This is a genomic window from Achromobacter sp. B7 (assembly GCF_003600685.1).
GTDB lineage: Bacteria > Pseudomonadota > Gammaproteobacteria > Burkholderiales > Burkholderiaceae_B > Achromobacter > Achromobacter spanius_B.
In genome coordinates this window covers 5289913-5304660 of sequence record NZ_CP032084.1, presented here as the reverse complement: position 1 = coordinate 5304660, position 14748 = coordinate 5289913, and the positions used below count along the sequence as shown (strand labels likewise).

The following is a 14748-nucleotide window of genomic DNA, read 5'->3' as shown; positions in this document are numbered from 1 at the left end:
TGGCCGTAAACCGGAGGAACGCCGGCGGGTGTGCGCCAAAAGCAAATGCCAAAATCAAATACCAAACGGCGATGCGCTTGCGCGCATCGCCGTGAGCGTGGATCAGCGGGGGTTCGCCGTCACGCCTGGTTCGGGTTGAAGTGCTTCACGATGCCCTGCCAGCAACGGTAGTAGTCGTTCTGCAATTGCCCTGAGGCCAGCGCCTGCGCGGTCGGACGGATCACCCGGCGCGTTTCGAACATGAACGCCATCGTATCGCGGATGTAGTGCGCGCTGTGCGTATCGGCGTGCGAGGCTTTTTCAAACGTTTCGGCGTCGGGGCCGTGACCGCTCATGCAGTTGTGCAGGCTGGCGCCGCCGGGTGCAAAGCCTTCGGCCTTGGCGTCGTACACGCCCTGGATCAAGCCCATGAATTCGCTGGCGACGTTGCGGTGGAACCAGGGCGGGCGGAAGGTGTCTTCCATGGCCAGGATGCGCGGCGGGAAAATCGCGAAATCCATGTTGGCCGTGCCCGGGGTGTCCGACGGCGCGGTCAGCACCGTGAAGATAGACGGGTCCGGATGGTCGAAGCTGATCGATCCGATCGCGTTGAAGTGGCGCAGGTCGTACTTGTACGGGGCGTGCGTGCCGTGCCAGGCCACTACGTCCAGCGGCGAATGGTCGATCGGCGCGCGCCAGAAGCCGCCGGTGAATTTGGCGATCAGTTCGAAGTCGCCTTCGATGTCTTCGTACCAGGCCACCGGCGTCTTGAAGTCGCGGGCGTTGGCCAGGCAGTTAGAGCCAATCGGGCCAAGCTCGGGCAGGCGCAGCGCCGCGCCGAAGTTCTCAAGCATGTAGCCGCGCGCCTCGGCGTCCAGCAGCTCGACGCGAAAGCGCACGCCGCGCGGGATGACGGCAATTTCCAGTGGTTCCAGGTCGATCAGGCCCAGCTCGGTGGCCAGGCGCAGGCGGCCTTGTTGCGGCACCAGCAGCAGTTCGCCATCGGCGTTGTAGAAGTAGCGGCCTTGCATGGACTTGTTGGCCGCGTACAGGTGGATGGCGACGCCGCCCTGCTCGTCGGGGCCGCCGTTGCCGCCCCAGGTTTGCACCCCTTCCAGGAAGTCGGTGGGTGCATCGGGAATCGGCAGCGGGCTCCAGCGCAGCTGGTTGGGCGTGACCGGGCCGTGGCCGAACGTGCTTTCCCAGCCGGCGGCGCCAGCAAACGGTTCAAACGGTTTGTGCTGCGCGCCCGGGCGAATGCGGTACAGCCACGAACGGCGGTTTTCATTGCGGGGGGCGGTGAAGGCGGTGCCGGACAGTTGTTCGGCATACAGGCCATACGGGCATTGCTGGGGCGAATTGCGGCCCACGGGCAGCGCGCCGGGCAAAGCCTCGGTGGCGCAATCGTTGCCGAACCCGGTCAGGTATTGCAGTTCCATGGAATCCTCCTGTGGCGGCGCGGTGCATGGCCGCGCGTTCGGTATGGGGTGCCGCGGTGCAACCCGGCGGCGATTCGTCATTGTCGGAAAAAACCTCCGATACGGCTACGGGAATGCAAAAATACAGACTATAAATTTTGTGAATAGTAGAAAGGGGGGCGGCATGGCCGAACTGCGCAACGTCGATTTGAATCTGCTGATCTTGTTTCAGCACTTGCTGGAAGATCGCAGCCTATCGGCCGTGGCGCGCCGCATGGACCTGACGCAGCCCGCCGTCAGCAACGCCCTGCGCCGCTTGCGCGACGCCTTTGGCGATGAGTTGTTCGTGCGTACCGGCCAGGGCATGCTGCCCACGCCGCGCGCGCAGCGGCTGGCCGGGCCGGTCAGCGAGGCGCTGACCATGCTGACGCAGGCGTTGCAAGACCAGGACGTGTTCGATGCCGCCACCAGCAGCCGTCGCTTTCGCGTGGCGATGACGGACGTGGGCGAAATCCACTTCATGCCGCGCCTGATGGAAGTCTGCGTGCAGGTGGCGCCGCAGGTGCGCATCGATTCCGTGCGGGTCCAAGGGCCGGACCTGCCGCGCGAGATGGAGTCCGGCCGTGTCGATCTGGCGATTGGCGCGTTCGATGAAATGGGCGCGGGCACATTGCAGCGCATGTTGTTTCGCCAGGGCTACGCCACCTTGTTCCGGCAAGCGCACCCGACGGCGCACGCGGGCATGGGCATCAAGGCATTTCGCGCCGAGCGCCACTTGATCGTGTCGCGCGCCGCGCCTTACGGGCAGGTGAACCAGTCGATGGAGCGCGCGGGCATCGTGCTGGCCGAGCACTTCAGCGTGCCGCATTTTTCCGCGGTGCCGTACATCGTCAGCGCAACGGATCTGCTGGCTACCGTGCCCGAAAAACTGGCCGCCAGCGCCGCGCCGCCTTTCGGGCTGCGCTTCATGACGCCGCCGGTGAAGGTGCCCGCGCTACAGACGAATCTCTATTGGCAACGCCGCGTTGACCGGGACAGCGGCAATCAGTGGCTGCGTGCGCTGATCGTGGATACGTTCGGCGTGGGCGGCGGGCGGTAGAGGGAAGTGGCGGGCGCCGCCGCGCAGGCGGCGCGCCGTTACGCGCGTTCCACTACCGACGCGCGGGCCTGCTGCAAGGCCTCGCGCAGCAGCGCCACGTCGCCCAGGTGGTTGGCCAGCAGCAGGATCAGCGCCGCGTTCAGCTCCTGGCTTTGCTCGTTGCTCAGGTCGCGGTGCGTTTCGATCAGCGCTTCGTAGAAGTCGTCGGGCGAGCTCAGGTTGGTTTCGGTAATCAGCATGATGGGATGACCTCTTGTTTCACGCGTGGCCCGTGGCCCGCTTGACGGCGGCGGCAACCGCGTCGGCGTTGAAGGCGCGCCAGCGCGCGGCGATGTGCTGGTCGGGGCGGATCAGGTAAGCCGTGCCCGCTTGCGCGTCGTAACGCTTGGCCAGGCAACCTTCCACGTCCGTCACCACGGGCAGGTCGGCAGCCAGGCCCGAGCCATCGCATTGCGCATCCAGCACCAGCACCGTCTTGACGGGCACGAGGCCCATGCGCATCGCCAGCAACGCGCGCTGCGTGTCGTCGTCCGGCAGCGCGTTGCCGCAGAACACGGCCAGCACGAAGCCGCCATCCAGCTGCGCCAACCACCAGTCCTTGTCGCCGTGCTGCGTGACCGGCGCATCCAGCGCGACAGCGCCGGGCACCATGCGGCCCGCGAATGCGTCCGTATCGGGCGTATTCAGCGGCGACGCGGCATACGTTGCGGGCAGGGACAGGCGGCCGCTATTGACCAGGGAACGGGCGAACGGATGCGTCTTGGCCAGGTTCAACACGGCATTGCGGAAGCTGCGGCTGATGTCGCTCTTGGGGGTGATGAAATCCGTGGCGCGCGACGAATTCAGGATGTTCTCGTCGGCCGCGTATTCGCGTTCAACGCTGTAGCTGTCGACCAGCGCGTCGGGGGCCAGGCCCGCCAGCACCAGCTTCAGTTTCCAGGCCAGGTTTTCGGCATCCTGCACGCCGCTGTTGGCGCCGCGCGCGCCGAAGGGCGAGACACGGTGCGCGGAGTCGCCCGCAAACACGACGCGCCCGTGGCGGAATTTGTCCATGCGTTCACACGCAAAGGTGTAGACGCTGACCCATTCCAGATCGAATTGCGCATCGGGCCCGAGCAGCGCGCGGATGCGCGGCAGCACGTTTTCCGGCTTGACGGCTTCGACGGGGTCGGCATTCCAGCCCAGCTGGAAATCGATGCGCCAGACGTTGTCCGGCTGGCGGTGCAGCAGTACGGACTGGTTCGGATGAAAGGGCGGATCGAACCAGAACCAGCGCTCGGTCGGGAAGTCGGCTTTCATCTTCACGTCGGCGATCAGGAAGCGGTCGCGGAAGATGCGGCCATGGCTTTCCTGGCCGATCAGTTTGCGCACGGGCGAACGCGCGCCGTCGCAGGCGACCAGCCAGTCGGCGTGCAGCGTGTAGGCGCCTTCGGGCGTGTCGATGGTCAGGGTGACGCCGTCGTCCGTCTGCGTGACGCCGGCGACTTTGTTTTTCCAGCGCAGGTCGATGTTCGGTTCCTGGCGGGCTTGTTCGTACAGATAACCTTCGGCGTAGTACTGCTGAAGGTTGATAAAGGCGGGGCGGCGATGGCCGGGTTCGGGCAAGAGGTCAAAGCGCCACACTTCCTGTTCACGGAAGAACACCTTGCCCACGTTCCACGACACGCCCTTGTCGATCATGCGCTGGCCAACACCCAGACGGTCCCAGATTTCCAGCGTGCGCTTGGAAAAGCAGATCGCGCGCGACCCGGTGGACAATCGGTAATCGTCGTCCAGCACCACCACGCGCACGCCCTGGCGCGCCAGGTCCAGCGCGGTGGTCAGGCCGACCGGGCCGGCTCCCACCACCACTACCTGATGGCGGGGGGGCGTGCCGGCGCTTTGGTCGGCGTGCTTTTCATAGGCGAACTCCATCGCCTGAAAGTCGATGTCTCCCACGGTTGTCTCCTGTGTGGGTCATTTTGTTTTTATGCGCGTAGCCACGCGCCGCCTTGCGACGCGCGCCTTCGGTTCTTGCTGCAATCAATCGGGCCGGGGCTGCCGGCCCGCCGGGGTCAGCCTTCCAGCTGCGCCCACATTTCCAGGTCGCGCTTGTCGGTCCAGATGCGCGGGTGCGTGTGGCCCGAGGCTTCGTCATAGGCGCGCGACACGTCGAACGGCATGCAGTGGTCAAAGATGACCCAGTCGCTATAGCGCGGCTTCATGAAGTCGTAGACCTCGCGGTAGATCGTCTTCAGGTCCTTGCCTTCGGCCACGCCGCGGTTCACGGCGCCGTACAGGTCGGTCAGGAACGCGCGGGTGCCGGCCAGGCCCTGGCGCACTTCGGTGGCGTTCTTAAGCGCGGGGCCGCGGCCGGGCACCATCTTTTCGGCTTCAAAGCCTGACAGCGCGTCCAGCGTGGTGGGCCAGTCGCGAAAATAGGCGTCGCCGCAATACGGGGTGGATTGGTATTCGACCAGGTCACCGGCGAACAGGATCTTCTGCTCGGGCAGCCAGGCGATGGTGTCGCCCTTGGTGTGGCCACGGCCCACTTGCAGCAGCTTGACTTCCAGGTTGCCCAGGTTGACGGTCATTTCGCCCTTGAACGTCATCGTCGGCCAGACCAGGCCCGGCGGAATCGATTCGGCGTTGCGGAACAGGCGGGGGAAGCGGCCGATTTCGCTGGCCTTGTCCTGTTCGCCGCGTTCGACGATCAGGTCATAGGTGTCGCGGCTGGCCAGGATTTCCTGGGCGTTGTAGGCGGACGCGCCGAACACGCGCACGGCGTGATAGTGCGACAGCAGGATGTATTTGATCGGCTTGTCGGTGACTTCGCGAATGCGGCGGATGACGTCTTGCGCCATGACCGGGGTGGCCTGGGTGTCGATCACCATGACGGCCTCGTCGCCGATGATCACGCCCGTGTTGGGGTCGCCTTCGGCCGTGTAGGCATAGGCGTTGTCAGACAGTTTTTCGAACGAGACGACCTTGTCGTCCATGTCGGCGTGCGAGGCGAATTGCTTGCTCATGGAGGCTCCTTCCACTGTTATAGGAATAGTGTGTGGAAGGAATATAGCGTGGCGTTAGTGTTTGTGCAATACGTTTGCTATAAACAAATGGCCGAGGGCATGCAGGGATTTCCCCAGGGATTTCAGGGCCTTAGAGCTAATTCCTTTGGCATTTCGGGCAGTAGTACGTGGCCCGTTGGCCTTGGACGAACCGCCGTATCGGGGTTTCGCACACGCGGCAGGGGCGGCCCTCGCGTTCATAGACGGCGGCGTGGATCTCGAAGTACGCACCGGGTTCACCGGTGGCGCCCACGTAGTCGCGCAGCGTGCTGCCGCCAGAGGTCAGGGCGTCGGCCAGCGTGGCGCGCACCATGTCGGCCAGCCGTTCGCAGCGGGCCAATGACAGTTTGTTGGCAGGGGTCTTGGGGTTGATGCGCGCGCGGAACAGGCTTTCTGATGCGTAGATATTGCCCACGCCCACCACCGCCATGCCCGCCAGCAGCACCTGCTTGACGGCGGCGCCATGGTTCTTGAAATGCCGGTGCAGCCAGGCGCCGTCAAAGCGCGGGTCGAAGGGTTCGATGCCCAGCTTGGCCAGCAGCGGATGCGCGTCGATGGGGCCGTCGGCATGGTCGTGCCACAACACCGCGCCAAACCGGCGGGGGTCGTGCAGGCGCAGTACCGCGTCCTGGAAGATCCATTCGACATGGTCGTGCTTGCGCAGAAATTCACCAGGGGCCACGCTGCGCAGCGATCCGGACATGCCCAGATGCACGATCTGGGTGCCGTGCTCGAACCGCAGCAGCAGGTACTTGCCCCGGCGGGCGCATTCCAGCACGTCGCGCCCGCCGATCAGCGTCGGCAGGTCGGCGGGGATGGGCCAGCGCATGCGGGCTTCGTGGATGACCAGTCGCAAGAGCGTCCGGCCGGTGATGACGGCGTCGATTCCTCGACGCGTGGTTTCGACTTCAGGCAGTTCCGGCATGAGCCAGTGTAAGATCATCAATTGCGTGTACGAAGATTGTGCCATCAACCGGACGGGCCGCGTGAAGTCGTCTTTCAAACAAATGAATATCGGGATCGCCGTGTTGGCGCTTGCGCTGGCAACAGGTTTTTCGCTGCCGGCCCAGGCGGCCGACAGCCGGACGCGTGATGCGACCGGGCCTCGCATGGCCCCGCAGAACCGCCAGCCGGAAACCGAGGTGATCCGCCTGCGGCCGGGTCAGTTGCCCTATGTCTCGCTGACCGCCGACATCTTCTACCGCGTCCTCGCGTCAGAAATCGCCGCCCAGCGCGGCATGTACGGCACGGCGGCCACCACCATGGTCGGCCTCGCCCGCGACACGGGCGACCCTCGCCTGGCGCGACGGGGCCTGGAATTCCAGTTGGCCGGCGGCAATCTTGCCGGTGCGCTGGACGCCGCGCGCGTGTGGGCGCGCCTGTCTCCCAACGACGTCGAAGCCAGCTCCACCGAGCTTGCCCTGGCGGCTGCCAACGGCCAGACCAAGGGCCTGGCCCAGGCGCTGCGCAACCGCATCGACGCCTCGCGCGACAAACCGGCCGCCATCGGCCAGGCGCTGGCCGTGCTCAGCCGCCTGAACGACCGCCGTCTGGCGCTGCGCATTCTTGACGAATCCCTGAGCGACAGCGTACGCAAGCTGCCTGCCGCCCACCTGGCCCTGGCTGACGTGGCCTCGGCCGCCGGCGACTACGAACGCGCCACGCAGGAATCCCGCGCGGCCCTGGCCGGCGACCCGAAATCCGAGCCCGCCGCCCAGCGCCTGCTGGAATACGGGTCCAAGGTGGACCCGCAGCGCGCCCAGGCCGAGGCCCGCGCCTATATCAACCGCAATCCCAATGCCCGCAAGGTGCGCTTGATGCTGGCGGGCCAGTTGGCCGACAGCGGTGACTACAACGGCGCGCTGTCCGAACTGCAAGCCATGTCGCGCCGGTCGCCGGAAGACTTCGACCTGCTGTTCATGCAGGCGCAACTGGCCTACAAGGCGGGCCAACTGCCGCAAGCCAAGACCTTGCTGCAACAGTATCTGGACGTGCAGCAGCAGCGCCAGCGCGCCACGGTGCCGGGCGCAACCGATGCCGGCGCCGCCGCGGCCGACGCGCACGTGCTGCTGTCGCGCATTGCCGAAGACCAGGGCAACTACGACGAAGCCATCCGCGAACTGGGCCGCATCGACGACCCGACGCTGCGTTATTCCGTGCAGATGCGTCAAGCCGCGTTGCGCGCCAAGAGCGGCCGCGTGGACGATGCGCTGGCCATGATCGACGCCGCCGGCCCGCAAGACGAAGAAGAGCGCACGCTGGGCGTCTTGACCAAGGCGCAGATCCTGCGCGACGCGGACCGCGTGCCGCAAGCGGTCAGCACCCTGGAAGCCGCCGATCAGGCGCTGCCGGACACGGTCGAAATCAAATACGAACTGGCGATGCTGTACGAACGCCAGAACCGCCTGGCCGATCTTGAGCGCATGCTGCGCCAGGTCATCGCGCTGGACCCGGACCACGCCCACGCCTACAACGCATTGGGCTACACGCTGGCCGACCACAACCAGCGCCTGCCCGAAGCGCTGGACCTGATCACCCAGGCGCTTGAACTGTCGCCCAACGACCCGTTCATTCTGGACAGCATGGGCTGGGTCAAGTACCGCATGGGCGAATCCGAATCCGCCGCGCAGTACCTGCGCCGGGCTTACAGCGTGCGCCCCGAGGCCGACATCGCCGCCCACTTGGCCGAAGTGCTCTGGAGCCAAGGCAAGCGCGATCAGGCTATTGAACTGCTGCGCGTGGCGCTGATGAAAGACCCCAAGAACAAGACCGTCCAGGACGTCGTCCGGCGGCTGGGAGTCAATCTGTGATGGCTTTGGCATTGCGACGCCTGCCTGGCATGGCTGCCTGGCTGCGCCTGGCGTTCTTGGCGTTGCTGGCGACGGCGCTTGCCGCCTGCACCACCACGCCTAAACCCATTGAAGGCGCCAGCGCCGACGCGTTCTCGCGCATCGGCCGCTTTGCGATCACCGTCAACGAAGAAGGCGGCAAGCAAAACGCCGTGCAGGGCGGGTTTTCGTGGTCGGATGACGGCCAGCGCTATGTGCTGGACCTGACCAACCCGCTGGGTTCAACCGAAGCGCGCGTGCAAGGGCGGCCCGGCGCGGCCACCCTGACCAAGGCCGACGGCACCCGCCTGGAAGCCGATAACCCCGATGCCCTGGCCGAAGAAGCCCTGGGCAGCAGCATGCCCGTGTCGGGCTTGCGTGACTGGCTGCGCGGCAAGTTGCCCGCCGAGCCGGAAGCGTCGGACATCACCCGCGACGACCGGGGCCGGCCTACCGCCTTCGAGCAAGGCGGCTGGCGCGCCAACCTGTCGCGCTACGACAACCTGGGCCCGCAGATGCTGGTGTTGCAACGCCAGGAACCGGGTCGCCGCATCATGGTTCGGCTGGTGGTCAACCAGCCCTGAGTCCGGGTCTGTTTGCACGAGGCGGGGCGGCCAGTCGGCACGCCGGAAGCTCGGCAGGCCTGCGAGCTTGCCACTCAGCGCGCGACGGCCTGGGAGCTGGGCTCGGGGTTGTCTCGGACCAGCGCCCGGTACAGGCTGGCCATGTAGCACAGCAAGATCACCGAAAAGGGCAGGCCGCACAGCACGACCGCGGTTTGCATTGCGTTGAAGTTGCCGGCCAGCAGCAGCCCCACGCCCAGCATCGTAGTCAGCGACGCCCAAAATACCCGCAGCCAGATGGGCGCATCGTGCCCGGCGTCCGCGTTGCGCGCGGACAGGTTGGCGATCATCAGCGTGCCGGAATCGACCGGCGTCAAGAACAGCATGAATGACATCACCACGCCCACGCCGGCCACCCACTGCGTCAGCGGCAGGTATTCCATCAACGTGTAGAACGCCATGGGCGGGTTGGCCAAGGCCATGTCGCCCAGCCCCGCCGCGCCCTCGTTCATCACGAGGTTGATGGCGGTGTTGCCGAAGATGGACAGCCACGCCAGCGTGAAGCCCAGCGGCACCAGCATCACCCCAAAGATCAATTCCCGTATCCGCCGACCACGTGAAATACGCGCGATGAACATGCCGACAAAGGGCGCCCAGCCTATCCACCAGGCCCAATAGAAGATGGTCCAGGAACTGGTCCAGCGCACGGCTTTCATGTCGTACAGGTACAGGTCGAAGCTCTTGCCCAGGAACGCGTTGAGGTAGTCGCCCAGGTTTTGCACCATGCCGTCCAGCAGCAAGCGAGTGGGTCCGGCCAGGAACACGAACAGCAACAGCAGGCACATCAGTGCGGTGTTGACGTTGGACAGCACGGCGATGCCGCGCTTGATGCCCAGCGCGGCCGCGCCGGTGGCCACCACCATCATGATGATGACGATGGGCACCTGGGCGGCAGCGGTGTTCGGAACGTTCAGCAGGTACGTCAGCCCGGCGTGCAGCAGCAAGGCGCCCAGGCCCAGATTGGTGACCATGGAGACGATCGTGGCCAGCACGCCGAACCCATCCACCGCATGGCCGACCGCTTTGGGCAGCGGTTTGTCCGATAGTCCCTGCAAGGGCGAACGCAGCGCCAGCGGCTGCTTGTGGCGATACGCAAAATAGGCAAGCGCGGTGGCGGTCAGGGCATAAAGCGTCCAGCCGTGGATGCCCCAGTGCAGAAAGGTCAGCGTCAACGCGTTACGCGCCGCGTCCTGCGTGCCACCCGCGCCGGTGGGCGGCAACAGGAAATGGTCCAGGGGCTCGTAGACGCCGTAATAGACCAGCGCGATACCGATGCCGGATGAAAACAGCATCGACACCCAAGACAGATAACTGAATTCCGGGGACTCGTCGTCATCGCCCAGGCGCAGCGCGCCGTGGCGCGACAGGGCCAGCCACAGGGCAAAGCCGACACTGACGGTCATGGCCAGCATGTAGTACCAGCCAAAGTGCGATGCCACCAGCAACTGCGCGGCTCGCAGCCATGCCTGCGCGGCATCGGGCTGCCAGATGAGCAGGGCGCCGAACCCCAGCACCGAGACGGCCGCGCTGAGGAAAACGATGGGATTGGTATGCGCCAGCCAGCTGCGCCGGGCCGGTGCGCTTGCCGATGACCGCGTCGAAGTGATCCGTTCATGCCGCACCGCTGTCTCCCCGTGTGGTGATGCTGCCTGGTGCTACCGATGTGTCGTTGTTCGCGCTGTTCGTGCTGTTCGCGTGTTTGCCGTCGATGTGTGTTGCCAGCGTTGTGGCCGTCGGCGATGTGTCTGCGGCACCTTACCGTTTTTATATTGAACGATCAATCAATATAAATTAGACTCGACCGCACTCCGCCGACAGCTAGTTACCGTCATTGCCGTCGGCCGTTCTCGTCGCTTTCTTCATGTCACCCAGGAACTCCGCGCAACATGCCAAAAGTCGGAATGCAGCCCATCCGTTGCAATCAACTTATTCAGGCCACGCTTGAATCCATCGACCAGGTCGGCCTGGCGGAAAGCTCCATCGCGCACATCGCCCGCGCGGCCAAACTGTCCACCGGCATCATCAGCCACTACTTCGGCGACAAGGATGGTTTGCTGGAAGCGTCCATGCGGGAATTGCTGCGCAACCTGCGCGATTCCGTATCGCGCGCGCGCGTCGCCGCCGCGCCAGACGCCCGTGCGCAACTGCACGCCATCATCGACGGCAACTTCGTGCCCACGCAGGTCTCGCGCAGCGCGATGCGCGCGTGGCTGACGTTCTGGGCAGCCAGCATGCACCAGCCGCGCCTGGGCCGCCTGCAACGCGCCAATGACCGCCGTCTGCATTCCAACCTGTGCTGCCAATTCCAGCGCGTGCTGCCGCTTGCCCAAGCGCGAGAAGCCGCGCGCGGCCTGGCCGCCATGATCGACGGGCTGTGGTTGCGCGGTGGTTTGATGGGCGCGGATTTCGCGGGCGAACAAGCGCGCGCCGTCGCTTACGACTATGTAGACCTGCTGCTAGCTCGCAGCCAATTCGTGGGGCAGCCGGCCTTGGGCCCACCCTCACTTTGACAATAGGACGGACTCCCATGCCTTTGCCCATCCAGCAACTCTACATCCACGGTCGGCGCACCAACGCCATCAGCAGCAAGACCATCACCACGGTGAACCCCGCCAACGGCGCGGTGTTGGCGGAAGTGCAGGTGGCCGCCCGCCAGGATATCGACCGCGCGGTGGCCAGCGCGCAAGAAGGGCAGAAGGCATGGGCGGCGCGGTCCCCGGCCCAACGCGGCCAGGTACTGCTGCGGGCCGCGCAGTTGCTGCGCGAACGCAATGACGAGCTCGCCGAACTGGAAACGCTGGATACCGGCAAGCCGCTGTCCGAAACGCGCACCGTGGATATCGCCACGGGGGTGGACGTCATCGAGTACTACGCGGGGATGGCGGCTGCTGTGCAAGGCATCCAGGTGCCGCTGCGCGAGTCCAGCTTCTTTTACACGCGGCGTGAACCGCTGGGCGTGATCGCGGGCATCGGCGCGTGGAATTATCCGGTTCAGATCGCCATGTGGAAGTCGGCCGCCGCGCTGGCCACGGGCAACGCAATGGTGTTCAAACCCGCCGAGATCACGCCCCTGACGGCGCTGCGGCTGGCCGAAATCTATACCGAAGCCGGCGTGCCCAATGGCGTCTTCAACGTGGTGCTGGGTAGTGGCCGTGACATCGGCGACTGGCTGACCGGCCACCCGGGCGTCGCAAAAGTGTCCTTCACGGGCGGCGTGGATACGGGCAAGCAGGTCATGGGCGTGGCGGCGGCATCGCTCAAGAGCGTGACACTGGAACTGGGCGGCAAGTCCGCCCTGATCGTGTTGCCCGATGCCTCGGTTGAACGCGCCGCGGACATCGCCATGATGGCCAATTTCTTCAGCTCTGGGCAGGTGTGCACAAACGGCACGCGTGTCTTCGTGCACCGATCGCAAAAGGCGGCATTCGAAGCCGCCGTGCTGGAGCGCGTGGCGCGCATTCGCGTTGGCGACCCCTTCGACCCCCGCACCAACTTCGGTCCGCTGGTCAGCGCCGCGCACATGGACGGCGTGCTGAGCTGGATTGAAATCGGCAAGCGCGAAGGCGCCACCTTGCTGGCCGGCGGCGTGCGCTTGACGGACGGCGTGCTGGCCAAGGGCGCGTACGTGGCCCCCACCGTGTTCACCGACTGCGACGACAGCATGGAAGTCGTGCAGGAAGAAATTTTCGGTCCGGTCATGACCATCCTGTCTTTCGATAGCCAGGACGAAGTCGTGCAGCGCGCCAACGACAGCCGCTACGGCTTGGCGGCGGGCGTGGTCAGCAGCGACCTGGCTGCCGCCCACCGCATCGCGCATCGCTTGCAGGCGGGCATTTGCTGGATCAACACATGGGGGGAATCCCCCGCGCAAATGCCGGTGGGCGGATACAAGCAGTCGGGCCTGGGCCGCGAAAACGGCCTGGAGGCGCTGGCCCAATACACGCAAACGAAGTCGGTCCAGGTCGAACTTGGCGAGTTCGCCTCGGTGTTCTGACGAGGCCGTCGCACATCGCGCCGGGCGCCGGGCATAACGCCGGGCCGCCCGCTTTCTGTACGTGTAGGGGGGAAGGGCATGTCGATCAAGCGGGAGTACGACTACATCATCGTGGGCGCGGGATCAGCGGGTAACACGCTGGCCACGCGGCTGACCGAGGACCCGGGCACCACCGTGCTGCTGCTGGAAGCGGGCGGGCAGGATCATCGTTTCGATTTCCGCACGCAGATGCCGGCCGCACTGGCCATGCCCTTGCAAGGCAGGCGCTACAACTGGGGCTATCAAACCGACCCCGAGCCGCACCTGAACGGGCGCCGGCTGGACTGCGGTCGCGGCAAGGGCCTGGGCGGGTCGTCATTGATCAACGGCATGTGCTACATCCGCGGCAACGCGTTGGACTACGACCATTGGGCGCGCGTCGAAGGCCTGGCGCATTGGGATTACCTGTCGTGCCTGCCGTACTTCAAGAAGGCAGAAAGCCGCGACGTGGGCGCTTGCGATTATCACGGCGGCGGCGGGCCCGTCAGCGTCACCACGCCCAAGCTGGACAACAACCCGTTGTTCGATGCCATGGTCGCGGCGGGCACGCAGGCAGGCTATCCGCATACGCCTGACATGAACGGTTATCGGCAGGAAGGCTTCGGCCCCATGGACCGCACCGTGACCCCGCGCGGGCGTCGTGCCAGCACGGCACGCGGCTATCTTGATCAAGCGCGCGGGCGCGCCAACCTCACCATCGTGACCCGGGCGTTGACCGACGTGATTCTGTTTTCGGGCCAGCGCGCCGAAGGCGTGGCGTGGGAGCAGCACGGCCAGCAGCACCGCAGCTTTGCCCGGCGCGAGGTGCTGCTGTGCGCGGGCGCCATCGCGTCGCCGCAAATCCTGCAACGGTCTGGCGTGGGCGCGGGGCAGTTGCTGCGCCGCCTGGGCATCGCCGTGCGCCATGAACTGCCGGGCGTGGGCGAAAACCTGCAAGACCACCTGGAGCTTTACGTGCAGGTTGAATGCAAGCAGCCCGTGTCGCTGGCCCCCGCGCTCAAGTTGCGCAATCAGCCGGCGATCGGTGCTGAATGGTTGTTGATGGGGACGGGCATCGGCGCCAGCAACCAGTTCGAAGCCGGCGGTTTCATACGCAGCCACGACGACTTCCCGTGGCCGAACCTGCAATATCACTTCTTGCCGGTGGCCATCAATTACAACGGGTCCAACCCGATCAAGGCGCACAGCTTCCAGATGCATGTGGGCTCCATGCGTTCGCCCAGTCGGGGGCGCGTGCACGTTCGGTCGCGCTCGCCGCATGACCATCCCAGCATCTTGTTCAACTACATGTCGCACGCGCAGGACTGGCGCGAATTTCGCGCGGCGCTGCGCATCACGCGTGAACTCTTCGCGCAACCCGCGTTGGCGCAATATGCGGGCCGCGAGATTTCGCCGGGCGCTGCCCTGCAAAGCGATGCGGACCTGGATGCCTTTGTGCGCGCGCAAGCCGAGACCGCGTATCACCCGTCTTGCTCGAACAAGATGGGGGCGTCGTCGGACCCGATGGCGGTTGTGGACGGCTACGGGCGTGTGCACGGGCTGCAAAACCTGCGCGTGATCGATGCGTCCATCATGCCGGACATTGTCACGGGCAACCTGAACGCGCCGGTCATCATGATGGCTGAAAAGCTGGCCGACCACCTGCGTGGCCGCGAGCCGCTGCCGCGCGCCAACGTGCCGTACTACACGGCGCAGGGCCCCGCGCGTAGCTAGAATGTGGG

At 65.5% G+C, this 14748-nt stretch carries 12 protein-coding genes; 6 read left to right on the top strand and 6 right to left on the bottom strand.

Going from position 1 to position 14748, the window contains the following annotated elements; all coding sequences use genetic code 11:
* Window positions 1-119: 119 nt before the first annotated feature.
* A complete protein-coding gene (gene hmgA / locus DVB37_RS24005; RefSeq protein ID WP_046805062.1) occupies window positions 120-1418 on the bottom strand; it encodes a homogentisate 1,2-dioxygenase in 1299 nt (432 codons plus the stop codon).
* Between the two features lie 163 nt (window positions 1419-1581).
* On the opposite strand from hmgA, the gene DVB37_RS24000 reads away from it, so the two are divergent.
* Complete coding sequence (locus DVB37_RS24000) at window positions 1582-2496, top strand: LysR family transcriptional regulator (RefSeq protein WP_046805061.1); 915 nt, start codon at window positions 1582-1584, stop codon at window positions 2494-2496.
* A gap of 38 nt (window positions 2497-2534) precedes the next feature.
* Here DVB37_RS24000 and DVB37_RS23995 read toward each other — a convergent pair whose 3' ends face one another.
* The 4 genes from DVB37_RS23995 to mutM form a co-directional block, all read right to left on the bottom strand.
* Complete coding sequence (locus tag DVB37_RS23995) at window positions 2535-2735, bottom strand: DUF2783 domain-containing protein (protein WP_046805060.1); 201 nt, start codon at window positions 2733-2735, stop codon at window positions 2535-2537.
* A 19-nt stretch (window positions 2736-2754) separates the two neighbouring features.
* On the bottom strand, window positions 2755-4434 hold the full coding sequence (locus DVB37_RS23990) for an FAD-dependent oxidoreductase (RefSeq protein ID WP_120156979.1): 1680 nt from the start codon (window positions 4432-4434) through the stop codon (window positions 2755-2757).
* A 116-nt stretch (window positions 4435-4550) separates the two neighbouring features.
* A complete protein-coding gene (locus DVB37_RS23985) occupies window positions 4551-5504 on the bottom strand; it encodes an MBL fold metallo-hydrolase (RefSeq protein WP_046805058.1) in 954 nt (317 codons plus the stop codon).
* Window positions 5505-5640: 136 nt separating this feature from the next.
* Window positions 5641-6468 (bottom strand): bifunctional DNA-formamidopyrimidine glycosylase/DNA-(apurinic or apyrimidinic site) lyase, encoded by an 828-nt coding sequence (gene mutM, locus DVB37_RS23980; RefSeq protein ID WP_104141966.1) that lies wholly within the window; start codon window positions 6466-6468, stop codon window positions 5641-5643.
* On the opposite strand from mutM, the gene DVB37_RS23975 reads away from it, so the two are divergent.
* Entirely contained in the window at window positions 6467-8353 is a 1887-nt protein-coding gene (locus tag DVB37_RS23975; protein WP_104141967.1) for a tetratricopeptide repeat protein, read from the top strand. The two genes, mutM and DVB37_RS23975, sit on opposite strands and share 2 nt — an antisense overlap.
* Window positions 8353-8955 (top strand): lipoprotein insertase outer membrane protein LolB, encoded by a 603-nt coding sequence (gene lolB, locus DVB37_RS23970; RefSeq protein ID WP_120156978.1) that lies wholly within the window; start codon window positions 8353-8355, stop codon window positions 8953-8955. The genes DVB37_RS23975 and lolB overlap by 1 nt, the downstream gene beginning before the upstream one ends.
* A 74-nt stretch (window positions 8956-9029) precedes the next feature.
* Here the strand turns inward: lolB and DVB37_RS23965 are convergent, their stop codons facing one another.
* A complete protein-coding gene (locus DVB37_RS23965) occupies window positions 9030-10616 on the bottom strand; it encodes a BCCT family transporter (protein WP_205571587.1) in 1587 nt (528 codons plus the stop codon).
* A gap of 264 nt (window positions 10617-10880) precedes the next feature.
* On the opposite strand from DVB37_RS23965, the gene betI reads away from it, so the two are divergent.
* The 3 genes from betI to betA all read left to right on the top strand — a co-directional run bounded on the left by betI (window position 10881) and on the right by betA (window position 14740).
* Complete coding sequence (gene betI / locus DVB37_RS23960; protein WP_104141970.1) at window positions 10881-11504, top strand: transcriptional regulator BetI; 624 nt, start codon at window positions 10881-10883, stop codon at window positions 11502-11504.
* Between the two features lie 17 nt (window positions 11505-11521).
* The gene (gene betB, locus DVB37_RS23955) at window positions 11522-12988 is read left to right on the top strand and encodes a betaine-aldehyde dehydrogenase (RefSeq protein WP_120156977.1); all 1467 of its coding nucleotides are present in this window, start codon (window positions 11522-11524) and stop codon (window positions 12986-12988) included.
* A gap of 78 nt (window positions 12989-13066) precedes the next feature.
* Entirely contained in the window at window positions 13067-14740 is a 1674-nt protein-coding gene (gene betA / locus DVB37_RS23950; protein ID WP_120156976.1) for a choline dehydrogenase, read from the top strand.
* The last annotated feature ends 8 nt before the right edge of the window (window positions 14741-14748 follow it).

Bases quoted from the DNA above. Each gene is read 5' to 3' on its own strand.
- DVB37_RS23995 (WP_046805060.1), bottom strand. From the start codon at position 2,735: ATGCTGATTACCGAAACCAACCTGAGCTCGCCCGACGACTTCTACGAA.
- hmgA (WP_046805062.1), bottom strand. From the start codon at position 1,418: ATGGAACTGCAATACCTGACCGGGTTCGGCAACGATTGCGCCACCGAG.
- betA (WP_120156976.1), top strand. From the start codon at position 13,067: ATGTCGATCAAGCGGGAGTACGACTACATCATCGTGGGCGCGGGATCA.
- mutM (WP_104141966.1), bottom strand. From the start codon at position 6,468: ATGCCGGAACTGCCTGAAGTCGAAACCACGCGTCGAGGAATCGACGCC.
- betI (WP_104141970.1), top strand. From the start codon at position 10,881: ATGCCAAAAGTCGGAATGCAGCCCATCCGTTGCAATCAACTTATTCAG.
- betB (WP_120156977.1), top strand. From the start codon at position 11,522: ATGCCTTTGCCCATCCAGCAACTCTACATCCACGGTCGGCGCACCAAC.
- DVB37_RS23985 (WP_046805058.1), bottom strand. From the start codon at position 5,504: ATGAGCAAGCAATTCGCCTCGCACGCCGACATGGACGACAAGGTCGTC.
- DVB37_RS24000 (WP_046805061.1), top strand. From the start codon at position 1,582: ATGGCCGAACTGCGCAACGTCGATTTGAATCTGCTGATCTTGTTTCAG.
- lolB (WP_120156978.1), top strand. From the start codon at position 8,353: ATGGCTTTGGCATTGCGACGCCTGCCTGGCATGGCTGCCTGGCTGCGC.
- DVB37_RS23975 (WP_104141967.1), top strand. From the start codon at position 6,467: ATGAGCCAGTGTAAGATCATCAATTGCGTGTACGAAGATTGTGCCATC.